Annotated in this window: 33 protein-coding genes; 20 read left to right on the top strand and 13 right to left on the bottom strand. The window is 62.8% G+C overall.

Features of this window, described 5'->3' with window-relative positions; translation table 11 throughout:
* Positions 1 to 74 precede the first annotated feature (74 nt).
* The 18 genes from ACFSNN_RS33000 (at position 75) to ACFSNN_RS33085 (ending at position 9,612) form a co-directional block, all read left to right on the top strand.
* Entirely contained in the window at positions 75 to 344 is a 270-nt protein-coding gene (locus tag ACFSNN_RS33000; protein ID WP_134464644.1) for a hypothetical protein, read from the top strand.
* Entirely contained in the window at positions 344 to 2,176 is a 1,833-nt protein-coding gene (locus ACFSNN_RS33005; protein WP_134464642.1) for a replication endonuclease, read from the top strand. Before ACFSNN_RS33000 ends, ACFSNN_RS33005 begins: the two co-directional genes overlap by 1 nt.
* A 71-nt stretch (positions 2,177 to 2,247) precedes the next feature.
* Positions 2,248 to 2,577, top strand: a complete 330-nt coding sequence (locus tag ACFSNN_RS33010) for a hypothetical protein (RefSeq protein ID WP_134464640.1) — start codon at positions 2,248 to 2,250, stop codon at positions 2,575 to 2,577.
* A 68-nt stretch (positions 2,578 to 2,645) separates the two neighbouring features.
* On the top strand, positions 2,646 to 2,852 hold the full coding sequence (locus ACFSNN_RS33015) for a hypothetical protein (protein WP_134464638.1): 207 nt from the start codon (positions 2,646 to 2,648) through the stop codon (positions 2,850 to 2,852).
* Positions 2,843 to 3,331 (top strand): hypothetical protein, encoded by a 489-nt coding sequence (locus ACFSNN_RS33020; protein WP_134464636.1) that lies wholly within the window; start codon positions 2,843 to 2,845, stop codon positions 3,329 to 3,331. The genes ACFSNN_RS33015 and ACFSNN_RS33020 overlap by 10 nt, the downstream gene beginning before the upstream one ends.
* Positions 3,331 to 3,972, top strand: coding sequence for a hypothetical protein (locus ACFSNN_RS33025; protein ID WP_134464634.1), 642 nt, complete (start codon positions 3,331 to 3,333; stop codon positions 3,970 to 3,972). The genes ACFSNN_RS33020 and ACFSNN_RS33025 overlap by 1 nt, the downstream gene beginning before the upstream one ends.
* 215 nt (positions 3,973 to 4,187) lie before the next feature.
* Entirely contained in the window at positions 4,188 to 4,316 is a 129-nt protein-coding gene (locus ACFSNN_RS33030) for a hypothetical protein (protein ID WP_279631181.1), read from the top strand.
* A 4-nt stretch (positions 4,317 to 4,320) separates the two neighbouring features.
* Complete coding sequence (locus ACFSNN_RS33035) at positions 4,321 to 5,142, top strand: major capsid protein P2 (protein WP_134464632.1); 822 nt, start codon at positions 4,321 to 4,323, stop codon at positions 5,140 to 5,142.
* Positions 5,143 to 5,151: 9 nt separating this feature from the next.
* Positions 5,152 to 5,505, top strand: coding sequence for a hypothetical protein (locus tag ACFSNN_RS33040; RefSeq protein ID WP_134464630.1), 354 nt, complete (start codon positions 5,152 to 5,154; stop codon positions 5,503 to 5,505).
* The gene (locus ACFSNN_RS33045; protein ID WP_134464628.1) at positions 5,505 to 5,933 is read left to right on the top strand and encodes a hypothetical protein; all 429 of its coding nucleotides are present in this window, start codon (positions 5,505 to 5,507) and stop codon (positions 5,931 to 5,933) included. The genes ACFSNN_RS33040 and ACFSNN_RS33045 overlap by 1 nt, the downstream gene beginning before the upstream one ends.
* Positions 5,915 to 6,355 carry a hypothetical protein gene (locus ACFSNN_RS33050; RefSeq protein ID WP_244322995.1) on the top strand — a complete coding sequence of 147 codons (441 nt, stop codon included), beginning with the start codon at positions 5,915 to 5,917 and terminating at the stop codon, positions 6,353 to 6,355. Before ACFSNN_RS33045 ends, ACFSNN_RS33050 begins: the two co-directional genes overlap by 19 nt.
* Positions 6,352 to 6,942: a hypothetical protein gene (locus tag ACFSNN_RS33055; protein ID WP_134464626.1), complete on the top strand. Its 591-nt coding sequence runs from the start codon at positions 6,352 to 6,354 to the stop codon at positions 6,940 to 6,942. The genes ACFSNN_RS33050 and ACFSNN_RS33055 overlap by 4 nt, the downstream gene beginning before the upstream one ends.
* Positions 6,939 to 7,697, top strand: a complete 759-nt coding sequence (locus ACFSNN_RS33060) for a hypothetical protein (protein ID WP_134464624.1) — start codon at positions 6,939 to 6,941, stop codon at positions 7,695 to 7,697. The genes ACFSNN_RS33055 and ACFSNN_RS33060 overlap by 4 nt, the downstream gene beginning before the upstream one ends.
* Complete coding sequence (locus tag ACFSNN_RS33065; RefSeq protein ID WP_134464623.1) at positions 7,697 to 8,326, top strand: lysozyme; 630 nt, start codon at positions 7,697 to 7,699, stop codon at positions 8,324 to 8,326. Before ACFSNN_RS33060 ends, ACFSNN_RS33065 begins: the two co-directional genes overlap by 1 nt.
* The gene (locus ACFSNN_RS33070; RefSeq protein WP_134464621.1) at positions 8,323 to 8,772 is read left to right on the top strand and encodes a hypothetical protein; all 450 of its coding nucleotides are present in this window, start codon (positions 8,323 to 8,325) and stop codon (positions 8,770 to 8,772) included. The genes ACFSNN_RS33065 and ACFSNN_RS33070 overlap by 4 nt, the downstream gene beginning before the upstream one ends.
* Positions 8,773 to 8,775: 3 nt before the next feature.
* Entirely contained in the window at positions 8,776 to 9,186 is a 411-nt protein-coding gene (locus tag ACFSNN_RS33075; protein WP_134464619.1) for a hypothetical protein, read from the top strand.
* Between the two features lie 64 nt (positions 9,187 to 9,250).
* Positions 9,251 to 9,439 carry a hypothetical protein gene (locus ACFSNN_RS33080; RefSeq protein WP_134464617.1) on the top strand — a complete coding sequence of 63 codons (189 nt, stop codon included), beginning with the start codon at positions 9,251 to 9,253 and terminating at the stop codon, positions 9,437 to 9,439.
* Positions 9,439 to 9,612: a hypothetical protein gene (locus ACFSNN_RS33085; RefSeq protein ID WP_166799371.1), complete on the top strand. Its 174-nt coding sequence runs from the start codon at positions 9,439 to 9,441 to the stop codon at positions 9,610 to 9,612. The genes ACFSNN_RS33080 and ACFSNN_RS33085 overlap by 1 nt, the downstream gene beginning before the upstream one ends.
* 91 nt (positions 9,613 to 9,703) lie before the next feature.
* On the opposite strand, the gene ACFSNN_RS33090 is transcribed toward ACFSNN_RS33085, so the two are convergent.
* The 5 genes from ACFSNN_RS33090 to ACFSNN_RS33110 form a co-directional block, all read right to left on the bottom strand.
* Complete coding sequence (locus ACFSNN_RS33090) at positions 9,704 to 9,883, bottom strand: hypothetical protein (protein ID WP_134464615.1); 180 nt, start codon at positions 9,881 to 9,883, stop codon at positions 9,704 to 9,706.
* Between the two features lie 28 nt (positions 9,884 to 9,911).
* Positions 9,912 to 10,367 carry a hypothetical protein gene (locus ACFSNN_RS33095; RefSeq protein ID WP_134464613.1) on the bottom strand — a complete coding sequence of 152 codons (456 nt, stop codon included), beginning with the start codon at positions 10,365 to 10,367 and terminating at the stop codon, positions 9,912 to 9,914.
* A 363-nt stretch (positions 10,368 to 10,730) separates the two neighbouring features.
* On the bottom strand, positions 10,731 to 12,104 hold the full coding sequence (locus tag ACFSNN_RS33100) for an alkaline phosphatase family protein (protein ID WP_134464611.1): 1,374 nt from the start codon (positions 12,102 to 12,104) through the stop codon (positions 10,731 to 10,733).
* Between the two features lie 181 nt (positions 12,105 to 12,285).
* Positions 12,286 to 13,245, bottom strand: a complete 960-nt coding sequence (locus ACFSNN_RS33105) for a quinone oxidoreductase family protein (protein ID WP_134464610.1) — start codon at positions 13,243 to 13,245, stop codon at positions 12,286 to 12,288.
* Between the two features lie 37 nt (positions 13,246 to 13,282).
* The gene (locus ACFSNN_RS33110) at positions 13,283 to 13,534 is read right to left on the bottom strand and encodes a hypothetical protein (RefSeq protein ID WP_134464609.1); all 252 of its coding nucleotides are present in this window, start codon (positions 13,532 to 13,534) and stop codon (positions 13,283 to 13,285) included.
* A 98-nt stretch (positions 13,535 to 13,632) separates the two neighbouring features.
* Here ACFSNN_RS33110 and ACFSNN_RS33115 point away from each other — a divergent pair, with 98 nt between their 5' ends.
* Positions 13,633 to 14,436, top strand: coding sequence for an AraC family transcriptional regulator (locus ACFSNN_RS33115; RefSeq protein WP_134464607.1), 804 nt, complete (start codon positions 13,633 to 13,635; stop codon positions 14,434 to 14,436).
* 54 nt (positions 14,437 to 14,490) lie between these two features.
* Here the strand turns inward: ACFSNN_RS33115 and ACFSNN_RS33120 are convergent, their stop codons facing one another.
* Complete coding sequence (locus ACFSNN_RS33120) at positions 14,491 to 14,943, bottom strand: hypothetical protein (RefSeq protein WP_134464605.1); 453 nt, start codon at positions 14,941 to 14,943, stop codon at positions 14,491 to 14,493.
* Complete coding sequence (locus tag ACFSNN_RS33125; RefSeq protein ID WP_208949589.1) at positions 14,940 to 15,341, bottom strand: hypothetical protein; 402 nt, start codon at positions 15,339 to 15,341, stop codon at positions 14,940 to 14,942. The genes ACFSNN_RS33120 and ACFSNN_RS33125 overlap by 4 nt, the downstream gene beginning before the upstream one ends.
* Before the next feature lie 463 nt (positions 15,342 to 15,804).
* Here ACFSNN_RS33125 and ACFSNN_RS33130 point away from each other — a divergent pair, with 463 nt between their 5' ends.
* Positions 15,805 to 16,530 carry a DeoR/GlpR family DNA-binding transcription regulator gene (locus ACFSNN_RS33130; protein WP_106308974.1) on the top strand — a complete coding sequence of 242 codons (726 nt, stop codon included), beginning with the start codon at positions 15,805 to 15,807 and terminating at the stop codon, positions 16,528 to 16,530.
* A 68-nt stretch (positions 16,531 to 16,598) separates the two neighbouring features.
* Here the strand turns inward: ACFSNN_RS33130 and ACFSNN_RS33135 are convergent, their stop codons facing one another.
* The 6 genes from ACFSNN_RS33135 to ACFSNN_RS33160 all read right to left on the bottom strand — a co-directional run bounded on the left by ACFSNN_RS33135 (position 16,599) and on the right by ACFSNN_RS33160 (position 25,070).
* Positions 16,599 to 17,657, bottom strand: coding sequence for an ABC transporter permease (locus tag ACFSNN_RS33135; protein WP_134464603.1), 1,059 nt, complete (start codon positions 17,655 to 17,657; stop codon positions 16,599 to 16,601).
* A 15-nt stretch (positions 17,658 to 17,672) separates the two neighbouring features.
* Entirely contained in the window at positions 17,673 to 19,244 is a 1,572-nt protein-coding gene (locus ACFSNN_RS33140) for a sugar ABC transporter ATP-binding protein (RefSeq protein WP_134464601.1), read from the bottom strand.
* A 77-nt stretch (positions 19,245 to 19,321) separates the two neighbouring features.
* A complete protein-coding gene (locus ACFSNN_RS33145; protein ID WP_012427059.1) occupies positions 19,322 to 20,326 on the bottom strand; it encodes an autoinducer 2 ABC transporter substrate-binding protein in 1,005 nt (334 codons plus the stop codon).
* 95 nt (positions 20,327 to 20,421) lie between these two features.
* A complete protein-coding gene (locus tag ACFSNN_RS33150) occupies positions 20,422 to 21,480 on the bottom strand; it encodes an ABC transporter permease (RefSeq protein ID WP_134464599.1) in 1,059 nt (352 codons plus the stop codon).
* 39 nt (positions 21,481 to 21,519) lie between these two features.
* Positions 21,520 to 22,497: a ribokinase gene (rbsK, locus tag ACFSNN_RS33155; RefSeq protein ID WP_134464597.1), complete on the bottom strand. Its 978-nt coding sequence runs from the start codon at positions 22,495 to 22,497 to the stop codon at positions 21,520 to 21,522.
* 182 nt (positions 22,498 to 22,679) lie between these two features.
* On the bottom strand, positions 22,680 to 25,070 hold the full coding sequence (locus ACFSNN_RS33160; protein WP_134464595.1) for an aldehyde dehydrogenase family protein: 2,391 nt from the start codon (positions 25,068 to 25,070) through the stop codon (positions 22,680 to 22,682).
* Positions 25,071 to 25,073 lie beyond the last annotated feature (3 nt).

Raw genomic sequence — 25,073 nt, forward strand, 5'->3', positions numbered from 1 at the left:
TGGTCGGTGTGCGTCGCGGGCGCGGGCGTCACGGTGGTGATTGCCGCAGCGATTGAAAAGTGGAGAAACGGGTAATGCGGAACTCGGCCGCCTTTGTCGATTTGGGCTACCGGGAAGACCCGCCCGAAGACCCGCCCGAAGATAACGTGTATCCGTTTCCGGGCAGTGTTGCAGTAGCGGCTCACCTGTCGCACACGCCGCGCACGATGCCGCGCGCGGCGCCTGCACCCGCTACACCGACGGGTGACGCGGCGCTCGATCGCATCTACCAGATACTCAGCGAGCGTAAGGCAACCCGGCGCGGGGCAGTAGCGAGCCCGCGCCGTTTCGAGGCTTGCATCTGATGTGGATCTACGCGCACGCCGTCGCATCGGTTCTGCCTACGCTCGGCGCGATGAATAACGCCCGCCAGCGCCTGCCGATGAAATGGTATCGGCGCGCGTACCGTGCCGCAGAAGCGGCCGGCCGCGCGAGTGCGCGCAAGGCCAACGCCCCGCACATGTTCGACACGGCGGCGGCCGAAAAGTCGATGGTCGCTTTCGTCGACGAACACGCGCCGGCCACGCTGCCGGTGCGCCCCGATGCGTCAGACATGCAGATATGCGACAAGGCGCGGCGCATTGCTGATGACGTCGTGTTGCGTACGCTCGGGCTCGATGCGGATGACGCGCGCCAGGTGTGCATGCGGACATGCGATGACTACGCGGTCAAGATGCCGGCGTTCGACGATGCCGCGCAGCAGGTGGCGCGCGTGAAGTGTGAACTGTGGTGGCGCCGCCAACTGCGCCGCCTGCATATCCGCTCGCTTGAACATTCGAACGTGCGCCTGCATTACGTGCACTACAAGTCCGAACCGTACGCGAGCGATGACGCGGTGCGCCGGCGCATCGCACAGAACCGGCGCAATGAAAAAACGCTCGAGTCGGTCACGCTGGAAAACGAACTCGGCCACCGTTTCACGCTCGCGGAACTGGCGGCCAAGTCGGTATCAAACAAGGCGCTCAAGCGCGGCGAACTGATGACGCGCCTACGCGGTTGTGAAGACCTCGCGGTCGCGGCCGGCTTTGAAGGTGTGATGTTCACGCTCACGTGTCCGTCACGCTTTCATGCTATCCGGCAACTCGCAGGCGGCACACGGTTCATTGCGAACAAGAAATACAACGGCGCCAATGCGCGCGACGGTCAACAGTACTTGCGCAAGGTATGGGCGCGCATCCGGGCGCAACTGCAACGCGAGGGCGTGACCTACTTCGGGATGCGCGTGGCAGAGCCGCACCACGATTCGACGCCGCACTGGCACGGGCTGATCTTTTCGAACAACGTCGAGCGCGTGTGCGCGGTGATGAAGGCGCACGGCCTGAAGGATTCGCCCAAGGAACGCGGCGCCGCAGAACGGCGCGTGAACTTCACACGCATAGATAGCGCCAAGGGCTCGGCCGTCGGCTACATCGCGAAGTACATCGCGAAGAACATCGACGGCGCGCACGTGGGCGAACACAAGACGCAGGAAAAATTCGTCGTGCAGTCGGACATGTGGGGCGAGGACGAAATCACGCCTTCACAACGCGTCGAGGCATGGGCGGCATTGTGGGGCATCCGCCAGTTTCAGCAGTTCGGCGGCGCACCGGTCGGCGTGTGGCGTGAGCTGCGCCGGGTGAAGGCGGCAGACCTGCCGACGGCCGATGAATCGCCCGAAATTGTCGCGGCGTGGCAGGCGGCGCAAAAGACCGAAACGCATCGCGCGGACTGGGCTGAATACGCCCGCGCAATGGGCGGCGTCGCGGGCGAGGCGCGCAGGATTGTCGTGAAGAAAACGACCGAACATCGCGCCGGCCGCTATGGCATCGCGCCGGTGCAGGTGCCGCACGGCGTGGCTGCGCTCGGCATCGCCACGGTGATTGATGGGATGTGCAAGTACACGCGTGAAACGGAAATCTTTGTTCCGGCAACGCGCTATGAATGGAAGAAGGTTCAGCGCAGCGGCGAAGCCGCGAGCACTCGGACTCGTGTCAATAACTGTACGCAAGGGGCTGGAAATGACGGAATCGGTAGACCGGTCGAAGCTGATCGAGGCGCAAAAACAGGCAACGGAACTGCGCGCGAGCATCGCAAAGCTGACGGCGGTCGAAAAAATGATGGGCGCGAAATACCTGCAACCGGTTTTGCGCCTCATTGAAGCGGTGGATTTGCTGTAACGGGACGCGGCCGGCCGATTCCGGCCGCAACACACCAACGTAGGGGTATCACATGAAAGCATCGGAAATGATCGCGGCGGCTCTCGCCAGTATCGAAAACCTGTCGCAGTTCGTACGGGACGACGGCGCCAACTATCTCGCGGACGCGCGCAACACGCTGGCGGTCGCGCTGGACACGTCGCGCGCCGAAGAAGCCGCGCCGCAGGCGGCGCCGATTGACGGCGCCGCAGTGCTCGACGCCGTGCATGCGGTGGGCGCGGCGGTCGCGGCACTGCCGGCGCCGGTTGAACCGGTGGCGCCGGTCGATCACACGGCCGACGTGCTGGCGGCCATTGCCGCAGTGTCGGCCAAGGTCGATGCACTGAAGCCGGCCGGGGCGTAAGCATGAGCGCGGCCGGGAAACAGACTTGCAAGTGCCCGATATGCGGCGGTGATGCGCGCTGGTCGGTGATGAAAACCGGCCGCGTCTCGATCACGCATGGCGCGTGCGGCGTGCAGGTGTTTGCACGCGGTGATGAGGCAGACGAAATGATGCGGGATAAATTCATCGCGGGCGGCGCCAGCGTGGCGCCGAACGTAACGAACGTACAGGAGGCCGGCGAGCCGGCGCCCGTAACGTACGTACAGGACGGGGAGGGCTTCGGCGTATGGAACTAGTCGAGTGGGAGCTACTGGAACGGCGCGCGGCGGCCTTCGAGTTTCAGGAACAGGAGGCGCGCACGGCGCCGCTACCGGGCGAGCCTGAGCCCGTCAATCCGGTGCAGGAGGTGGGCGACTGCCTGAAGCTCGTTCGTGACCTCCTGACGCCGCTCCTGCCCTATCTGCCGGGGATTTATACCGATGAGGTCGTGGCGGAACTCGCGGGCAAGGTAGTGCCGGTCATGGACAAGTACGGGCTGAGTGTTGAGGGCGTGGGCGACCTGTTCGGGCCTGAACTGTCGCTCGCGGTCACGGTGCTGCCGCTCGCGTACGTCACGTACAAGGTGCACGGCCAGTACAAGGCGGCGCTCGATGCAGAGCGCACGGTCGATATGCCCAAGCCGCAGGCGCAGGCGGCGCCGGTCGCGGTGGCGCCGGTGCGGGCGATGGTGGCGGTCAGGGATACAGGCGGGCAACTGAGCATGCAGGGGGCGTAATGGCAGACGGTTCAAAGAATCAGGCGAACATCATCGCGGTGATGGGCGCGAGTGGGTCGGGCAAATCGGCATGGATCAAGCAGCAGCTACGCGCCGGCAAGCCGCGCGGCCTGCTCGTATGGGACCCGCAGGACGAATTCGACGAGTTCGGCCGGCCGGTGTCGAACATGCGCGAACTGGTGCAGGCGGTGAAGGATGCGCCGGCCGACGGCTATCGCCTGGTGTACAAACCGGGCATGGCGTTCAGTACGTACGGCGGCAAGTTCGACGTGTTTTGCCAACTGGCGTACATGGCGCAGGGCGGTTGTGTTGTGGTCGACGAACTGGGCGACGTGACCGAGCCAAGCCGCGCGCCGGATGGCTGGTCGATCCTGTCACGCAAGGGACGGCATCAAGGCATTACGCTGTTCGGCGCCGCGCAACGGCCGGCGAACATTGATAAGGATTTCATCGGCAATGCGTCGCTGGTGCACTGCTCGCGGCTCTCGTATGAGAACGACATCAAGGTCATGGCGAACTCGCTCGGCGTGCCGCAGCAGGAAATACGCGACATGCGCGCCGATGAAACGACCGGGGATTTTGACTGGATCGAGCGCGCGCAGAAAACCGGCGCGGTGCGTCGCGGAAAACTGACGTTCTGAGCCCGTACGTAACGTAACAGGCGCCCCTATCCGGGGCGTTTTTTTTTGCCCACTGTTCGACCTGCAAACCAATTCAAACCCCTGTGGAGGGAACAGTGAAGGTGAAAGACATTCTGAAGGCCGTCGGCGTGACGGTCGTGACGATGATCATCATCAACAACGGCACGAAGTATCTGCCGGCGTCGGTGCAGAAGATCATCAAGGGCGCCTGAGTCATGAACGACATCAAGGCGGCACTCAAGACAACCGCGACGGTGCTCGCGGTCATTTTCGTGCTTCGGCAATTGCCGATCACGTCGAACCTCGTCGGCGTCGCGCTGACGGGCAACACTGCGGCGGGCTAAACACATGGCAATCATTCAACAACTGCCGGCGTTTCAGAACGTCGTCGCAAGCGGCGTGGCCACGCTGATGGTGCCGAAGTACTCCAATACGCTGACGCGCATTGTGATGGACCTCGGCGGCACGACCTTCACCAAGGCGATGATCACCGACATCAAGGTCAAGATTGGCGTGCGTACGGTGTACAACTGCTCGGGCGCGGTGCTGGACACCATCAACCAGTACAAGGGCATCTACAACGCGGCCAACCAGTTGACCATCGACTTTACCGAGCGCGACGCACCGAGCATCGACGGCAAGGAAATCGGCGGTTACGACATGTCGGCGTTGCCGGACCAGATCAAGGTCGAAGTGACCATCGCAGGCGCCACGGCTCCCTCGCTGAACGCATGGGCTTTCCTGACGGCGCCGCAGGGTCAGGCGGGCGCGCTGGTGCACAAGCTCCTGTACTTCCCGGCATCGACGGCGGTCGCGGGCAAGTTCCCGGTGAACTTCAACCCGATGGGCGCGCTGATCAAGCGTATCCACCACTTCTATGCGGGCACGTCGTGGGCCGGCAACGGTGACGGCAACATCAACCGTGTGGAAATCAAGAAGAACGGTATCACCATCGTGGATATGGCCGATCACGTGCGCCGCTTCGTGCAGAACGAGTATCGCAAGGTGCCGCAGGCCGGCCACTTCGTGACCGATTTCATCGTGGACAACAACCAGTCCGGGATGCTGATCACGCAGGACGCGAAATCCTTCGAGTGCAACACGTACCTCACGGCCGGCGACACCATCGGCACGTACGTGGAAATGCTCGACCTGCCGTACAACGCTTAAGGGGCTGGCATGTGGACAACGGATGCAAACGGTCAAGCCGTGTGGGTCGATACCAGCACGCAGACCACGCAACCCGCGTCGATGTGGTCGGCTCCGGTCAGCACGCAGAACGCCGTCTCGAGTCCCAGCGAATTGAATCCTTCGGCTGGGACTTGGGGCGACGTGCTCGCGTACGGGCTGGCGCGCGGCATCGACGTGGCGACGATCAAGGCACTCTCGCCTGACAACAATCAGCCGCTCATGCCGGGTGTGGTGACGGTCAACGCGAACGGCTATCCGGTCGCGGCGGTCGGCATCAATCGCACGCTGCTGCTGGTGATGGCAATCGGCGCAATCGTGCTGTTCGCAGAGGCGAAGCACTAATGGCGCTCTCTCCCGCACAGATGGCGCTGCTCGGCGGCGCCAATGGGGCGCTGGGCGCCTACGCGGGCTCGCAGGGTGGCGGCAGTGCCGGCGCCGGCATGATGGCGGGCGGCATGTCGTCGCTGGCCTATTCGAACCCGTATAGCGCGGCGGCGATGGCGGCAGGCTCGGCATTCAGTTCGATGATGGGCGGCTCTGATCCGTCCAACTCGTCGGGCGTGACGGGCGGCTACCGGGTGGACACCGGCGCAACGACGCTGGACGGCTCCGGCTGGACCGTTTCGACGGGGAGTTCCAAGGCGTCGAGCGTGCCAACGGCGGCCAGTGCCACGCAGGCAGTCGCACAGACGGCGATTGCGGCCACGCAGAATCCGATGCTGCTGCTCGCGGCGGTGGCAATGGTGATGGTATGGCGCCGGCACTCGTAGACCTCGCATGCATCCCGGAACCGTTCGACGGTGAGCGGTTACAGGAGGTCGCGCGGGCATTCGAGGAAACGCCGGGGCTGTGGGCCAAGGTGGACACAAGCGGCGGCACGCTGGGCGCGGCGGAACTGGTGCATGGGCATACGCTCTGCCGGGTGTATGCGGACGGTGAGCCGGTGCTGCTGTATGTCCTGCAGTTCTACCAGGTGGAGAACCGGACAGAGGCGTTTATCACGGCGGCATTCGGGCGCGCGGCGTTCGACCTGTGCCGCGCAGTGTTGCCGCTGATCGAGCGGCAGTGTGCCGGGTGTGCGGGGCTGGGCATTCGTACAAAACGGCGGGGGCTAATGCGCAAGCTGGGCGCGGCGGGCTATGCGGTCGTCAATGAGGCGAACGGCGTAGCGGAAATGAGGAAAGCATTGTGATTAAGAGTCGCGCACAGATTGGATTGATGGCGCTCGGACTGCCGGCCACGCCGCTGAACATCGGCGGGCCGTCGGCGTCGCGCCAGAGCACGGACACCAGCACAACCAACAACACGACCAACACGACAACCAATGTAACGGACCGGCGCATGGTCACGGACGGCGGCGGCGCAGCGGTCAACGGTAGCAATAACGCGACGTTCAGCAACGTCACGAACAACACGACGGACCTCGGCGCCATTGCCGGCGCGATGGACCTCGCGAAAACCAGCATTCAGACCTCGCACGACAACATGACATCGGCGGTCGGGCTCGCGGACCAGACGTTCAACAAGTCGGTCGATACCAATGCGGCGATGTTCGGCATCAACGCAGCGAACATGATGAGCGGCTTTTCGAAGCTGCTCGATGCGTCGAGCGCGGTCATGCAGACTGCGAAAGACGTGAACCAGACCGCAACGCAGGATGTCGCGCAGGCATGGCAGGCGCAGGCATCGACCAGCAGCGGCCAGAAATTCATGGTGGCGGGCGGGCTGGTGCTCGCCGGCATCGTGGCCATTGCGGCACTTCGGGATCATCGGAAATGAGCATTCAGGCATACGACATCAATCTGGCGCCGGCCGGCTCGCAGGGCTCGACGCAGATCATCGAATCGACGGCGCAGATTTGCGACTTCCTGAGCTCGGGCTCCGCGTTCGACCAGATCGAGGTGCGGCCGAATTTTACGCAGGGCTCGGCCGTGCTGAAGCTCGGGCAGGGTTTTGACTTCGGCGCGCTGGTGGATCGCTGGCTGATCGTCAACAAGGGCACGACGGCCGTTAGCGGTCAGGTGATGCTCTCGACCTCGGGCTTTCGCAATTTCCGCATTAGCGGAGATGTCAACGTGCTGGACGGCGGCAAGTCGCGCACGTTGCAGAACGGCGCGTTTCTCGGCACGGGCTTCGCGTCGGCGCTCGCGTCGAACTACTCGCATGTGATGCTGTGGAACCCTCCGGGCAGTGGCAAGAATGTCATTGTCGAATCGTTCAATGCGACCAGTCCGAACGGCGCCTATATCGCGGCGCTGATTTTCCAGAACGCCACGATAGGCACATTGCAGGCGGCCACGGTCGCATCGAAGCTCGCGGGCGGTGCGGCCGGCGTCGCGCAGATTTACAAGGCGCAGCAGGCAACCGTTCCGGCCGGCACGCAGATGATCAGCGTCGGCGGCGCTGCCAACGCGGTGGTAACGAACACGTTCAAGGAACCCTTGGTTATCCCTCCCGGCTGGGGCGTGGTGTCGGCGTTCGTGAACGTGCAGGGCATCGGCAACCAGACCGGTTTCGAGTGGTATGAGGAGTAATGGACCGCGCTCTGTTTTCCGGCGTCGTCGCGCTAATCGCTGGCGTCTCTGTGTACCTGCTGTACCAGCAGGCGGCGACGGTCGCGGCGCAGACCGGCGAGAGTGATTACACGGCGCTTGATGCAGCAACAACACTGGTCGACGAAATGACAAACGGAATTGCAAACGCGGTGGCGCCTACGCCGGCATCGCAGATGGATATCAGCGCACAGGGCGAGCTATTCATCCGCTCGCGTGAGCGCTGCTCGCTGACGAAATACCGGCTGGGCGACGGTGGAGAAACAATCGGATGGGGGCACTACGGCGCCTATGGAACGCTGCCGGCGTCGATCACGCAGGCGCAGGCGGATGCGATGTTTGCCGATGACGTGCAGAGCCGCGCCGCGAAGTGGGTCAGGTTGTATGTCACGGTGGACGTGACACAGGAACAGTTCGACGCGCTGTGCTCGATTGCCTACAACATGAGCCCGCGCAGCTTCAAGAAGTTCGCGGATTCGGTCAACGCGGGCAACGGTATAGACGGCATCGCGAACCAGTCGGTTAGCTGGGTGCCGGCCAATTTACAGAACGGCATCCAGAACCGGCGCAACGCCGAAATGATGCTGTTCGATTCGGGAGTGTACGCATGAGCAAGGGCGGCAATAGCGATGTCTTGATGCTGGGTGCGCTGGCGGTCGGCGCGTATATGGTGCTGCGCTCGCGTACCGTGATGGCGGCGCCGCGCACGGTGACACAGCCGCGCACGGTGCTGGGCGGGCTGTCGAATGGCGGTCTTTTCCCCAGCGCGGGGGCGGTGCGCAACGTGACGGGATCGCCTGACGTGGTGGCATCGGGCGGCTACTCGAATGGTTCGACGGGCTCGTTTTTCAGCGATATCACTTCGTACGACAACGCCAACGCGGCGGTCGCGTCGCAGATCAGCGCTGACCTGATGCTGGGCGGCGGCGCCGTGCCGGTGAATTACGACTGGTCGCAGTGGAACAGCCGCAACACGTCGCAATTCACGCTCCCGGACCTGACCAACAGCAACCAGAACGCATACGGCGGTTTCGACAATCCCGCGAACTACGGCTAAGTGATGGCTGTCTCTGACGACCTCAAATTCAAGCTGATCATTGCCGGCGTCGGTGTGCTGGTGGTGGCGTACGCGGCGAAGAAAGCGGCCGGCGCCGGTCAGGGCGTGATTGATTCGGTGACGGGGGCGCTCGGCAGTGCTTACGATTCGGCGGCGAATGCGGTCGGTGAGGGCTTCACGTTCGTGGCGAATCTCCCGCCTACCGCATGGAATGCCGCACAGGCGCCGCAAACGAACCTTGGGCCGTTCAACAGCACGGCAACCAGCATTGTGAATGGGCCGTCCAATCTGCTCGACGCGGCGAGCATGGGCATGATCGGCGGCAGTGGTGGCAACACAGGCAACGGCGGCATCGGTGCATGGTTGTGGAACATCGTGGACGGCAACGCATTTAAACCGAACGGCCAACCGTAAAGGAGGCCGGCATGACAAGCAGTCAGTTTTTTCCGAAAGTAGTTCATCCAAAATAGGAGTCCTCATGTTCAAGTTTTTGCAGCGATTGAAAGAACCCAGCACGCATGCGGCACTGGCGACGCTGGTCGGTGTGGCGGGCGCGGTCGCGGTGGGTCAGGGCGTCGATCCGCACGTGGTCGCACAGGTGGGTGTGGTCGGTCAGGCCGTGTTTGGTCTGCTCGGCGCATTCATGCCGGAAGGCAAGGCCGCGTAATGGATGGCTCGCTGATCCTTTCGGTGCTAACAATCGTGTCGTCGTCGGGCGCGGTGTATGCCGGCATCCGGGCAGATCAGCGGGCACTCCGGCGCGAGCTAGGCGACGTCAAGCAGGACGTGAAGCGCGCACACACGCGCATTGACCAACAACTTTTGAGGGCCGTCAAATGACCAGGCGAAAAGCAACGCCCAAGCGTGACAGCAAGGGCCGATTCAAGAAACGGAAGTAAAAAAAAGCCGCCTCAACAGGGCGGCTTTTTTGTCAGCGGGCCGGAATCGGCGGCGGCTCACAGTAGTGCGTCACGCCGTCAATGCTCCAGGTGGGCGAGCGGACATCGTAATGAAATTCGTGATACTCGGCGACGGCAGGACGGCCGGCGACAAGCACGAAATACGGCCGGTATTCGGTCGGTGGCTGGGTTTTGGCATCAATCCATTGCATGTGGTTCTCCAGAGGCGTGGCGGGCCGATTATGCCACGTGCCGGCGCGGGCGCGGCGGCGGGTTGGTCGGGCTGTACACCTCGTTCGCGGCGGCGCCGGGTGCTTTCTGTAGCTTGTCGGACAGGTCGGTCACGAGCGCTTCGAGTTGCTTGATGCGCCGTTCGTTCGCTTCGCATGCCTGCTTCTGCCAGTGCCAGCCGTCGATGTCGCGGGCGGTGTAGCCAACGCCGGCCGCCGTGTACAGCTTGTCGCCAAAGAAGTGAAAACCGCGCCAGTCGTCGGTCATGCCGGGTAAGCGGCCTTCCTGCCAGATGCGCAGCAGCGCCAGCGCGGCATGCGGGATACGCACGGCGCCGGTGCGCCAGCGCATGAGCGTGGTTCGGTGCACGCCCAGCACGTCGAGCGCGAACGCTTCGCCCACGGACCGGACCGCATGGTCAATCAGGGCTTGGGCTTCCTCGGGGGTCGGGGGCACGTGGTTCATGCGGCGCCTCCCTTTGTGGTGGTGCATCCTGCACTGCTCGCGGAAATATTTGGTAACGGAGTGTGCGCGATGCATCTTTGTCTGTAACCGCAGAACTGACCGGTAAAAACCCGGCAATTGGGTAAATAAGACAGATAAGGGTAAACACCTAGTTGCCTGGAACCCCTTGTATTGGTGCGGTTCCGAACAGTTCCATAGAAGGTGCCTATCTGTGCAGATTGCACGATAGTTGAGGAAATGTTACGCGTCGTGCAGGATGCGCAGCAGGACGAAACGGGATGTAACAGGGTCAGGGCGAACGGTTGATAATTTATATTATGTCAAATCAAACCCGGCGGTGCCGACATCGCCACACCGCCGTCCTCAATGCTTACCATACACAGAAAGATACTCCGCCAGTCCCGTCCACTGCGGCGAGCTCAGCAATTGCGGATGATCCCTTGCCACCTGCAGCGCGACATTATGAAAAGCCTGCGTCGTATCCGACACGCCCGCTTGCACCGCGCCGTTGAATGCAGCCGCCGTGGTCTGTAGCGGCGCACCCGCCAACGCAGGCGGAGGTTGAAGCACAGGCTGACTATTCAGAGCGCTCGCCAGCGGATCGAGCTGCGCATTGCGAGTGCTGACAGCGGCGGAATACTGCTTCTGCGCGTCGAACTTCTCCGCAAGCATCTGCAGCACCGCAGTGTGATCGAGTTTTCCCGAGTAGACGCCGCCCGGCGTGACATACGGCGACACCAGAAAAGCCGGCACGCGCAGACCGCTGGTCTTGAAAGAATATCCCGCGATGTCGGCCGCAATGTCCAAAGGCGCCACATGATCGAAGAACCCGCCGTGCTCGTCGTACGTCACGATCAGCAGCGTCTCTTGCCACCGGGTCGGATTCGAAATCAAGGTCCGGTAGATATCCGCAATGAACTCCTGCCCTTCGGCCATCCCCGTTGGACAATGATCGTCGTTAGCGGTGTTATGAGGACCGTCGGTATATTCCGGCTCGATGAAAATCACTTTCGGCAGAATGCTGTTGCCTTGCCAGTCACGAGCAAACCTCGAATACCGCCGGAAGTTTCCGCCGGCATCGTTGAGCGGCAGTGTCAAGGACAGCAGGATTTCCGGAAGCCATTCCTTCATCAGGCTGAAGAACGGAAAGAAGCTCCCCGACTGATAGACACACCAGGGTATGCCGCGCTCGCGAAGCCAATCGTACGCAAGGGGCTGATCGGGCAGAAAGCTCAGCCCTTGCACGTTGTCGCTGATAAGGCTGGTCCCCGCCATCGCCATCAGGCGATTTGCCTGGGTTCCCGAGGGTAATGGAGCAAACCAGTTGTCGCACACAGTGAAGTGTTTCGCGAGAAAGTCGAAAGTGGGCACGGTGCGAGCGTCGTAATAACCCATCACGTCGGCCAGATTCGACGCTGCCGGTTTTCGGGTTGCATAGCTCTGCACGAACCCGCCGAGTTCCGGGCATCCTCCCGGCGCACACGGCGTGTTGATCTGCGTGGCGATCGGGGTGCGGTCGTGAGGCGGATCCGAGATGGCGGGCCCGGCCGGACCCAATGCATGGATGGGATATTGCTTGCCGTTGTATACGTTGATGAAGTTCGCCTGCCACGCCGGATCTGCGGAAAGGCCGTTGACCTGGCTGCCGTTCAGGCTCAGATAGCCGAGTGCGTGATCGAAGGAACGGTTTTCCATCATGACGATCACGATGGTGTCAATCTGGTCCAGAGCAGTCATTGAAGCTCCTTGTGCACCTGGCATTCACCGCAAACCGATTCGTATCGGACAAGGTAGACGAAAACCATGGCTTTCGCGTCTCGGGTAATTCCCTAGGGCCACGTCGGCGCAGGCGGATTTTCACCGGCAAGGTGACGTCGCATTCGCAGTCGATCTTCAGCGTGATCGGGGCATGACGATCTTACGGTGCGGGAATAAACACCGTGCGTGTCGCGCTGCTTGCGTTTTCCCAGTGCGCGCTCAACACCGCGAGCGGGATGGCTTGAGTTGCAATCTGCAATCCGGCGGGCACGGCGGCATTGAATACGGCGTTCATCGTGTCGAGCAGCCGCGCGAAAGGAATACTGCCGATACCGCTGCCCATCAGCGTGATGTTCGCTGAACGAAGCACCGCGCCTGGCAACTGGATATCCGCGCCGCTCACCGAACCGATCTGAACGAAGCGCACCGGATAGTCGTCCGGTGAAGCCTTTGCTGCTGCGATAAGCACCGACTGCGCGCTGGCGCCCCAGAGATAATCGAGCACCACGTCCACGCCGTCGCGGAAGATATTTTCGAACGCGCGCGTGAGACCGCTCTCGTCCTGCGCGAGAGAGATCGTGCTATCGGCGCCTGCAAGCGCCAGCGATTCGAGCGCTGCGGCATTGCGGCCGGTTGCGATAACGCGCCCTGCTCCGAGATGCTTCGCGATCTGCACAGCCAGCCGACCCGACGTACCCGTTGCTCCGTTGATGAACACCGTCTCGCCGGCCACGAAGCGCGTTCGCTCGATCAGCGCCGCCCACGACGACATGCCTGGAATCGCGATGGCAGCGGCGGTGACATCGTCGAGCGCGTCGGGTAACGCGATGCAATGCGTGGCGCACACTAGACTGTGCTCGGCCATCGAGCCGAACGGCGCTTGCGGCTTGAAGAAGTAGACACGCCGTCCGTCTTCCAGCCGCCCGGCCCCGTCGACACCCGCAACGAACGGAAAGCTCCCCGTCGACGAATAGTGCGAGCCCCCTGCCCTCGACCGCGCCACGTGACTCAGCGCGGAAGCCGTCACGTCGACGACGTACTCGCCGGCCGCTGCAACGGGTGCTTCGAAATCGGCATACACAGGCGCTTTGCCCGCTGCCTTCACGACTGCTGCTTTCATGGTGACTCCTTGTTGTGTGGTCGCCGCGAGGCGTCGCTCAGCGCGCGTCGACCCAATCGCGCAGCGCGACATCGCGAATGTCGAGCACGTCGAACAAGCCAATCGCGCGTAGCGCGGGCAGTGCGTCGAGCATGTCGGCCTCGGCTTCGGCGCGTGCCTGTTCACTCGTTTGCGGGTCGGTCCAGAGCCGCGCATTGGCGAGGAAAGCGCCTACCGTGCCCTTGCGAATCGTCGCGCCATGGATTTCGATTCGATCGGCGGAATCGGGGAGAACCTGTTCGGCTCGCATGTCATTGCCCTCCAGTCATTGAAAGAATGGAAGCGAGTGTAGGCGTGCAAAAGCGGCTGGTCTCCGGTATAAAGGCCATTCAATACGGTGTTCTAGCCATGCCGAAGCATTTAATCCGACCGGATCTCGTCACCTCGCCCGAAGGGCCTTTCCTCGCCGCGGCGGAGTTGACACAGAGCGAGGCGCGCGCGACGTCGTCGCATAGTCACGCGCGCGGGCAACTCATGGGGGCATTGAGCGGGCTCGTGTCGGTCGGACTCGATAAGCGCCATTGGGTCGTGCCGGCCACTCACGCGATCTGGATTCCGCCGCATTGCGTCCACTCGGTTCGCTCGTATGGTCCGTTCTCGGGGTGGAGTGTTTTCATTACCGAACACCGCTGCGAGCAGTTGCCGCGTGAGCCGCGCGCGATCAAAACCACGCCTTTGCTGCGCGAAGCGGTGAGGCGCGTCGCCACATGGCCGGGTGTGGAACTCGATCAGAGGCAGACGCGGATTGCAGAGGTGATCGTCGACGAGTTGATCGCGTCGAAAGAGGAATCGCTGGATTTGCCGCGCCCGGAAGACCCGAGGCTGGTGCGGATCACGGACGCGCTAGCTAGCGATCTGTCCGATAACCGGCGTCTGGAAGAATGGGCGACGTGGGCCGGGCTCGCGCCGCGCACGCTGAGCCGCCGCTTCGTGAGCGAGACAGGCATGTCATTCGCGCAATGGCGTCAACAGGCGCGGCTGCTGCGCGCGCTTGAACTCGTCGCGGACGGCGTACCCGTCACGACGATTGCACTCGAATTGGGTTACGACAATGTCAGCGCGTTTATCGATATGTTCCGCAGGGCAATGGGAACGACGCCGGGCCGATATCTCGCGGCGGACTCGCAGGAGCCGAGCGTCGCGCCTGGCTGATCATCGACCGCGACTCGAACGTGTTGATGGCGCAGCGCGCTCTCGCAAGCCACCTCACGGCGTGCAGTTCGCGCCCAACCTCACCTTGCGCTTATCCAGTTGCAAACGGTTGCCGCTCAGTCTGACCTTGCCGGAAAACGAATCGCTCTTCCACTGGATCTTGCAGGTCGACGCATCGATCGCATAGACCACCTGCTCGCTGCCGGAATACGTGGAGACGAAAAGCTGCTTGCCGTTCGTATAAAGCGGCCGCTCGACGATGCTCACATTCGGATCCACGGAGCACGATGCGCCTCCCGCACGGTTCAACGTGACCGGACCGAGCCAGGCCGTCGGACTTTCTGTGCCGTCGTTCTGGCCCAGATCGATGGACAGGTCGCCTACGCTGACCCTGCCCGTGCCGGGATTCACTTCGCTGTAATGACACGGCTGCGCGATAGCAACCGGCGCTGCAATCAACAGGCCCGCAACGGCCATGACCGCTCGCCTGATAAGACTCTGCTTCATGGTTTGATAGCGTAATACTGGACGTTCGCGAGATCCGCATGCGTCCAGGAAAAGTTAATGGCGGTGTTTTTCCGCCCGACGCCGCCATATCGGCCCCAATACGCGAGCGGATAAGGTTTCGATTGGCCCGGCATGATAATCACGACATGGCCATGATGCGTCGCCTTCAATCCGGCAACCACCAGATAGCCGAGCCCGGCATAAGCGACGGCCTTATCGGCATCCGATCCGAGTTGAGTCCATGGTGCACGGCCGATCTTGTCGATAATGCTATTCGCATCACCTGTCAGCGTTATATCGAGGTCCGCCGCGACGGCCTTGAGGAAGCCGCTGCAATTGGCCTTCCACTGTGTCCAGTGGTTCTCACACAGGGTTTTGATGTTTTGTCCGCCAGCCATTGTCGTGATCCGTTTTGCATGTGACGTTGTCAGTTTTTCTCCGGCCGCAAAAAAGCCGTGACGTAAGCGTTCGGATTATAACGAGGCTTACAGAAATGTAAATGAATGAATGCCGTAATGAATGCCGTATGCGGTGCGGATTAAAAATGATGCGTCTATTCTGAATGCAATCGTGGGTCGCCGCGATTCACGCGGCTTATCAATAAATGCCTCGCTTCATTTAACATTTGACGGAATGAGGTTCGGTAGCTGTGCGGCTAGCCTCAGGCAAGAGAGCTATATCTGTCGATTGACTTCGGCAACGTGCCCGAGCAAGACAGCGCCGAAACAAATGAAAACGGATGCCTCCAATCCTCCCAGACAACGATATCCCGCTCGCCGTGCGCACCGCCTCTTGTTATAATTCTTTCACCAAATCGAACAAAACGTAACGCCCCTCCACACACTGCGCGACAGGAGCTCCATGCTGAAACCCGACCGCCTCCGCGCCCTTGCCGATGCACTGGGCCGGCAAAACGTGATGCGCCTGCGCGACGCCGCCGGCCTGCTGGGCGTTTCGGAAATGACTGTGCGGCGCGACATCGCCGGCAGTCCCGAGCGATTCACGTATCTCGGCGGCTATATCGTCAGCGCGACCGACGTCCCCAACAACGCCGGCTACTCACTCGAAGAAGAGAAAGACCACTTCGCGCAGGCCAAGGCCGAGGCGTCGGCGATCGCGGCGGGACTCATCGGCAACAACGAGACGCTGTTCATCGACTGTGGCACCACGCTCACCACATTGGCCAGGCTGATTCCGGTCGAGCGGCATGTTACGGTGGTGTGCTATTCGCTGAACGTCGCGGAGATTTTGCGGCGCAAGCCCAATGTGCGGATGATTCTGCTGGGCGGCGTCTACGTGCCCTCTTCCGATTCGTTCGCGGGCGAAGAAAGTCTGGAGATGTTGCGCCGCATGGGCATCAACAAGGCGTTCATTTCCGCCGGCGGCGTAGACACGGCGCGCGGCGTGACGTGCTGGAATTTTCATGAGGTTGCGCTGAAACAGGCGGCTATGGCGAGCGCGGTCGAGCGGCACCTGGTGGTGGACCAGAGCAAGTTCGGCGTGGTGAAAGCCGTGCGTTTCTCGCAAGTGGACGACTTCGACTCCATCATCACCGAGAAAGGCCAGGAGCATCGCAAGCGCCGCTAGGCGCGCTTGCTCACCGCTGCATTTGCGGCCCCCGGCGAGCAACGCCGAGGCCGCCGCTTCAAAAATCTTCAGTTCTTGCGCTGCAAGGCGAACAGCGTCCCGGCGATCAGAATGAACGCGCCGATAATCACCTTCTGCCACGTACTCGGCACGCCCACCAGAATCAGCACGCTATTGATCAGCGTGACCAGCACCACGCCGAGCAACGTGCCGGCCACTGTCCCGGTGCCGCCCGTAATGCGCGCACCGCCCAGAATCACGGCGGCGATCACATCGAGTTCCGTGCCCACCAGATCGAACGGATTCGCGAGCCGGTTGTTCGACACGTGCAGAATGCCCGCTATGCCGGCCAGCATGCCGGTATAGCCGAACACGAACAGATGGATCGCGCGCAGGTTGTAGCCAAGCCGTTCGGCAATCGCGAGGCTGCCGCCCATCGCATAGACGCCGCGTCCCATCATCGTGCGATTCAGCAGCCACCACGTGACCACCGCGGCCGCCACCAATGCCACCACCGACGCCGGCAGCACGGCGCGCAAGCCGTCAGCGGTGTGATAGAAAAACAGCGGAATGCGGCCGAAATGATCCATGCTGTGCGGGATGTTCATGAAGAACGTCGTGCCGATAAACGTCAGCAGCAGCCCGCGATACAGATACTGCGTGCCGATCGTGACGATCAGCGAAGGCGCCTTCAGCCGATGCACCAGCAGTCCGTTCACCATGCCGAGCACGACGCCGCCGAGCGCGCCCGTGATCAGGATCAGCGCAAACGGCGCATCCGGCCACCATGCGAACACGGCCTTGGTGATGCCGTACATCGTCAGCGCGGCAATCGCCGTGAAGGACACGTCGATCCCGCCGGAGGCCAGCACGACGAGCGTGCCCAGCGCGAACAGCGACATGGTCGTCGCGGAATGCAACAGGTCGAACAGCGTCGCCAATTGAAAGAAACGCGGATTGATCGCACCGACGATCAGGCACGTCACCACGATTAATGCCAGGGTGAACCATTCGGGATTGCGCGCGAGCTTGGTGCGCAAGCTCGGCGGCTTGACCTCGGGGGCGACTTCGACGACGGTCGGGGTGGTCATAGTCTGGTTCAGGCGCGAATCGATGCGCGAGTTCATAAATGGGAACGTCCTTTATGCGGCTTCCGAAAGCAGCGCGTGATACAGATCGGCTTCGCTCAACGTGTCGGCCTGATATTCGCTGGCCACACGCCCTTTCTTCATCATCAAGATGCGGTCGCAGTTCTGCAGCAGTTCCGGCAAGTCGTCGCTGATCAGAATGATGCCGATGCCGCGTTGCGAGAGGCGCTGCATGATGCGGTAAATGATGTCCTTCGAGCCGACGTCGACGCCGACCGTCGGTCCATGCAAAATCAGCACGCGCGGATCGATGGCAAGCCAGCGGCCAATCAGCACGCGCTGCTGATTGCCGCCCGACAGCGATTGCACCGGCTTGTCGACACCCGGCGTGGCGATCTGCAAATCCTTCACCGTCTGCTCCGCAAGCGCCTGCGCGCGAACGCGGTCGATCTGGCCGAAGCGGTCGCGCAAGCTGGAGATCATCGCGGTGATCACGTTGTCGCGAATCGGCTTGTCGAGAAAAAGCCCTTCGTTCAGGCGGTCTTCCGGCACATAGCCGATGCGGTGATTCTTCGCGTCCGAGGGCGTGCGCAGTGAAATCGCTTTGCCGTCGAGCCTCACTTGCCCGGATTGCGCCGGCGCGACGCCCGCGAGCGCGCGCGCGAGTTCGTTGCGGCCCGAATCGAGCAGACCGGTAATGCCGAGAATTTCGCCGCCGTGCAGCGCGAACGACACGTCGCTGAACTGGCCGGCGCGCGTATAACCGCGCACCTCAAGCACGACGTTGGGCTCGTGCGCGCCTTCGCGATAGCGCTCATTCGAAAGATGCCGCCCTGTCATCAGCTCGCTGATCTGCGCCTTGGTGAATTGCGCGATCGGTCCTTGCGCCATTTTCTGCCCGTCGCGCAGCACGATCACTTCGCCGCCGATCGCATAGCATTCGTCGAGCTTGTGGCTGACGAACAGCACGGTAACGCCCTGCGCGCGCAGATTGGCTAACACGGCAATCAGATTGTCGACTTCCTTCTGCGTGAGCGACGTGGTGGGCTCGTCCATGATGACGAACTTCGCCTCGCTCGCGATCGCGCGGGCAATCGCCACGAGTTGCCGCGTGGCGAGCGGCAATTGTTCGATCAGCGTGGCCTGAAACTCCGCGTTGCCGGGCAGGCCGACCGCTTCGAGCGCGCGTGCGGCCGTGCGCGCCAGTTCGCGCCGGTCGAAGGTGCGGGCCAGCTTGCCTTGATGTGTGGCGAGTTCCGACGTAAGCGCGACGTTCTCAGCCACGTTCATGTTGGGCAGCAGCGAGAGATCCTGGTAAACAGTCTCGATACCGGCGGCGAGCGATTCGAGCGCGGAAAGCCGCGCATGCCGCACGCCTTCGATCACGAGCTCGCCTTCGTCGGGAGGCTGCGCGCCGGAAATGATCTTGATGAGCGTGCTCTTGCCGCAACCGTTTTCGCCGAGCAGATGATAGATCTGCCCGCGCTCGAACGACAGGCTCACGCCGCGCAGCGCATGCACGCCGGTAAAGCGCTTGTGCACGCCGACAACCTGCAAAAACGGCTGCGAGGCATCAGGCTGCGGTGACCACCGTGGTGACTGCGGTGAGGTTGCGTCTTGATTCATTGTAGCGAGTCACAGGTTGAGGCGTCCCCTTTCGAGGACGCCATGGCACATGAAACAAAAACCGGAAGCCGCAAAGTTCAGAACGGATACTGCTTGTAGTTCGACTTGTCGACGTTCACCCAGCCCTGCCCGCGCACGATGATGCCCTTGCCCGGACCTTTAGCGACCGTCACCTTCGTGTAGCCCGGAATGCCGAGGTCGGCGCCGTTTTCAACCGTCTTGCCGTCCACCAGCATCTGCGCGACCTTGTTCATCGCGATGCCCGCGAGCTTCGGATCCCAGAACGCGATGCCGTTGATCGCGCCGCTTTCGAGGAACTTGCCGGCTTCCGTCGGCAGACCCGTGCCGTAGACGCAGATCTTGCCCTGCATGCCGGCCTCTTCCACCGCGCGGCCAATGCCGATCACGTCGAGCGACGACGAGCCCTGGAAGCCCTTCAGGTCCGGATGCTTGCGCAGCACTTCCTTCGCGACTTCATAGGCGCGCTCGCCGTCGTTGTTGGTTTCGAGCTTCGGCTCGACCAGGTTCATCTTCGGATACTTGGCCTTGGCGTTGCCGATGCCGCCGTCCGCCCATTGCACCTGCGAGCGGCTGCCGAGCGAGCCCACCAGCACGGCCCACTTGCCGTCGTCGTGCATGCACGAAGCGAGCCGCTCGTTGAGGCCCGCGCCGTAAGCGGTGTTGTCGAACGCCTCGATGTCGACCATCGTGTTCTTGGCGTTGTCCGCTTCATGCGTGACCACCTTGATGCCGCGATCCATCGCCTTCTTCAGCGCGGGTTCGAGCGTCGGCGGATCATAGGGGACCACGGCGATGGCCGTGACCTTCTTGGCGATCAGGTCTTCGATGATCTTCAGTTGCTGCGCCGCGTCCGCACGGCCCGGGCCGGTCTGATACGCGTTGATGTTGGGGTTGTCCTTGGCGAACTGCTTGACGCCGTCGTCCATGCGGTTGAACCAGTTGATGCCGGTCACCTTGACGACCGTGACGATCGTTTCGTTCGTGGCAGCCTGCGCGGCGGCGATCACGCCTACCGTCAGCGCGCCTGCCGCGAGCGCGGCACCCAGTCGAGTCAATTTCATGCAATGTCTCCTTTATCGTTCGATGTCGCCCACTTCACCGTCACGGACAGCCTGGGCTCGTTGTCCGCCGCGTACTGAAACTCCATGCAACGCCGCTAACTTTTTGGCGTTGAACTCGCTGAACTCGCCGCATTCGTAGCGCCCGTCCCGCCGCCGAAGCCGAAGATCGCGCGCACCCGTTCGCCGCCCGCAAACGCCAGCGACAACAGCAACAGAAACCCCCACGCGCAGTCGCCGAAAAACTGCGACACGCCCATCAGATTGAACAGGCTGGAGAGAAACTGCAGCACCGTCGCGGCGAAAAACACGCAGATGATGCGGCCATGACCGCCGGCGGGATTCACGCCGCCCATCACCGCAATCAGGATCGCGATCAGCAGATAGGAATTGCCATAGTCCCACTTCGCGCTGGACGTATGCGTCACGCTGATCAGCCCGGCCAGCGACGCGAGCACGCCGCACATCGCATACGTCGTGATCAGCATGCGGGCGCGCGGAATGCCGGCATAAAAAGCCGCCTTCGGATTCGTGCCCATCAGATAGAGACGTAAGCCGAACGGACTGCGTTTGAGCAGCCAGCCGAGCACGATCACCGCCGCGATAAAGATGCAGAACGCGATCGGCACCTGAAACACCGTACCGTTGCCGATATTCGAGAGCGGGTCCACGTAATCGACGTGCACCGACGCGCCGTTGCTGAGCACCACCGCAAAACCGGTGAACAGCAACTGCGTGCCGAGCGTGCAGAGAATCGGCGTGAGTCTGAGGCGCGCGATCACCACGCCGTTCAGCAGTCCGCCGAGCAAACCCATCGCCACGACGATCACGCAAAAGAGCGACGTGTACAGCGCCGGCGAGTCGTCGCCATTGACGAAGCGCGGCACGACCAGCGCGGCCACCATGCCCGACAGGTTGGCGAGCCCGACACCCGAGAGATCGATGCCGCCGTTGCCCGACACCATCGAGAGCATGATGCCGAGTGCAAGCAAGCCGAGTTCGGGCAACTGGCCGCCCATCGACTGCAGATTGTCGATATCGACGAATTGGCCGCGCGAGAGCCACGTCGCGACCAGCACGACGAGCACGTTGACGATCAGCAGAAAATTCAGTTGCCGGTCGCCGAACAGTTTTCCAGCGGTGAACGCAGACTTCATGGTGACGACACGCTCCTTCAGGCTTCGCAAACGGTCAGTTCAGGATGGCTGGGATACGCCGGCCGGCTGGCTCGGCTGGTTCAGCACTTGATTCACTTCGTCGAGCGTCGGCATGGAAGGCGCCGTGCCCGGACGCGTCACGGAAATACCGGCGAGCGCGCAACCGAAACGCAATGCGGTGGTCGCATCGTCGCCACGTGCGAGCGCTGCCGCGAAGCCGCCCGTGAAGCCGTCGCCGGCGCCGGCGGTTTCCACCACGCGGCCACAGTGATACGCGGGCACGAGTAGCGATTGATTCGCCGAGTGCAGCAGCGCGCCGCCCTCGCCCAGCGTGATGATCGCCGTGCCGACGCCTTTGGCGAGCAACACGTCGGCGGCGCGGCGGGCGTCGTCGGCGTTCGCGATCGGCACGCCGGTCAAAGCGGTCGCTTCGGTTTCATTCGGGGTGATGTAATCGCACAGCGGGAAGATGGCGTCGTCGAGCGGCATGGCGGGCGCCGGATTGAACACGGTGATCACGCCGTGCTTGCGCGCCACTTCCAGCCCGCGGCGCGCGGCCGCGAGCGGCTGCTCGAGTTGCGTGACGAACACGCGGGCGTCGGCGATGTCCGCTTCAATTGCGTCGACGTCGGCGGCTTCCATCGTGCCGGCCGCGCCGGATGCGACGATGATCGCGTTCATGCCGGTGTTGTCGTCGACGAAGATGTGCGCCGCGCCCGTCGACACGCCGTCGATCACCGACGCGCGCGCGGTGATGCCTTCAGCGGCCCACGTGGCGCGTGCAATGGAGCCGAACGCGTCGTTGCCGATGCGGGTGCAGAACACCACGTCCGCGCCGACCCGCGCGGCAGCGACCGCCTGATTCGAGCCCTTGCCGCCCGGCCCCATGGCGAACGCCGTGCCCGCGATGGTTTCGCCGATCTGCGGCATGCGTCCCGCGCGGAACGTCAGATCGGTCACATAGATGCCGAGAATGACGACGCGCCCTTTTCCCTTGGGTTGCGCAGGCGTGTTCATGCGTGCTCCCCTTTTTGCAGGGCAGCCTGATTCAAAAGGCGTTGAGCCGATGCTTCACATGCGCACAACACCGCTGTCTGCAACGGCAAATCCAGATTCTTCAGCACGTTGTCTCCTCCATTTTCTGGTTGGCGTGCGTGTCTTTACATTGAGACGTTCGGTACGGTTACCGGATCAGCCGGTCAATCTCCGTACGGTATCCAGATGTTCTTCACCTGCACCGCCTGACGCAGGAACGGCCGGCCTTCGCTGGCGCGGTCGAACCAGTCGAACTGGCGGCCGTAATCCACAAACGTTCGCTTCAGGTTGCCGACCGATTCGCGCTCGACCAGCGTCGAATCCGCCGCGCTGCCGAAGCACCAGACCGCGTCGACGTCGTCGTGTTTGACGAGCGCGGGCAGCAACGCGCCGCGTTCACCCGTGACGATGTTCAGCACGCCGCCGGGCACGTCCGAAGTCTCGGCCACCTGATAGAGGTCGGTGACCGTGAGCGGCGACGCTTCGCTCGGCAAGACCACGACGCGATTGCCCATCGCCAGCGCGGGCGCCGCCAGCGAAACGAAGCCGAGCAGCGGCGCTTCGTCCGGGCAGGCGATGCCGATCACACCGAGCGGCTCATTCATGGCCAGCGCGACGCCGCGCAACGGCGGCGTGTGCACGGCGCCATCGAATTTGTCGGCCCACGCCGCGTACGTGAAAAGACGCTGCACGGAGGCATCCACTTCGGCACGCGCTGCGGCTTCCGTCGCACCGTTTCGCACGACGAGCTGGCGCACGAATTCGTCCGCGCGCACGGCGAGGTTTTCCGCCAGATAGAACAGCACTTGCGCGCGGTTATGCGTGCTCGCCTGCGACCATTTCTGCGCCGCGCGTGCCGCTTCGACCGCGTTGCGGATGTCCTTGCGATTGCCCGCGGCGACTTCGCCGACGGGTGTGCCGTCCGGCGCATGCACCGGCAGCGAATAGCCGCTGTCAGGACGCGCCTGCTTGCCGCCGATAAACAGCTTCGCGGTGCGATCGATCGAGGTGACGTTCGACAACGGATCGAGCGCGGCCACGTCGCGCACGACGGCTTGCGCCGTCCGACGCTCCGCAAGCTTGAGCCACGCCCGGGGTTTCAGATATTCGTAGATGCCCTCACGCCCGCCTTCACGGCCATAGCCCGATTCGCGATAACCGCCGAAGCCGACCGCCGCGTCGAACAGATTCGTCGCGTTGATCCAGACGACGCCGCTCGCGAGGCGCGGCGCGACATCGAGCGCGCGGCCGATGGTTTCGCTCCACACGCTCGCGGCGAGTCCATAACGCGAGTTGTTGGCGAGCGCGATCGCTTCGTCGGGCGTGCGGAAGCTCATCGTCACCAGCACCGGGCCGAAGATTTCTTCCTGCGCCAGCGTGGAAGCCGGTGCCACGCCGGTGACGAGCGTCGGCGGGAAAAAACAGCCGCCGGAAGGCATCGTCGTATCGGGCGACTGCCACACCGAGCAGCCTTCACGCCGGCCGGTTTCCACCAGCGATTGAATACGTTCGAGCTGCACCGGATCGACAATCGCGCCGAGGTCGATGCTCTTGTCGAGCGACATACCCACGCGCAGCGTCTCCATGCGCCGTTTCAGCTTGGCGACGAAACGCGCTTCGATGCCTTCCTGCACGAGCAGCCGCGAGCCCGCGCAGCAGACTTGCCCCTGGTTGAACCAGATTGCGTCGACCACGCCTTCGACCGCGCCATCCAGGTCCGCGTCGTCGAACACGATGAAGGGCGATTTGCCGCCGAGTTCGAGCGTCAGCGACTTGCCCGAACCCGCCGTGGCCGAACGGATCAGCCGGCCTACTTCCGTCGAGCCGGTAAAGGCAATCTTGTCGACTTGCGGATGCTCGACCAACGCCGCGCCGGTGCGCCCGTCGCCGGTCACGACGTTCAGCACGCCGGCCGGCAAACCCGCGCGATGCGCGAGTTCGGCGAACAGCAACGCGGTGAGCGGCGTGTATTCAGCCGGTTTCAACACGACGCAGTTGCCCGTGGCAATGGCCGGCGCGATCTTCCACGCGAGCATCAACAGCGGGAAATTCCACGGCACGATCTGACCGACCACGCCGAGCGGCGCGTAATCCGCGAACTCGCTCTCCTGCAATTGGGCCCATCCCGCGTGATGCAGAAAGTGACGCGCGACGAGCGGCACGTCGATATCGCGCGTTTCGCGAATCGGTTTGCCGTTGTCGAGCGCTTCGAGCACGGCGAACAGCCGGCTATGACGCTGCACCATACGGGCAAGCGCATACAGATGCCGCGCCCGTCCGGCGCCGCCCAACGCGAGCCAGCCCGGCTGCGCGGCGCGCGCGGCGGCTACGGCGGCGTCGATATCGGCCGCGTCGCCTTGGGCGATATCAGCGAGTTGCTCGCCGGTCGCGGGCGCGTTCGAAGCGAAACGCTCACCCGCCGCCGGCGCATGCCACGCACCGCCGATGAAATGCCCGAAGCCATCTTCATGCTGCGCCAGCCAGGCGCGCGCGGGTTGATCGTCCTCGGGTGCGGGACCGTACTCCATCGATGAAAAATACTCGGCTACGCTCATGGG

This window comes from Paraburkholderia dipogonis (genome assembly GCF_042680985.1).
Taxonomy (GTDB): domain Bacteria; phylum Pseudomonadota; class Gammaproteobacteria; order Burkholderiales; family Burkholderiaceae; genus Paraburkholderia; species Paraburkholderia phytofirmans.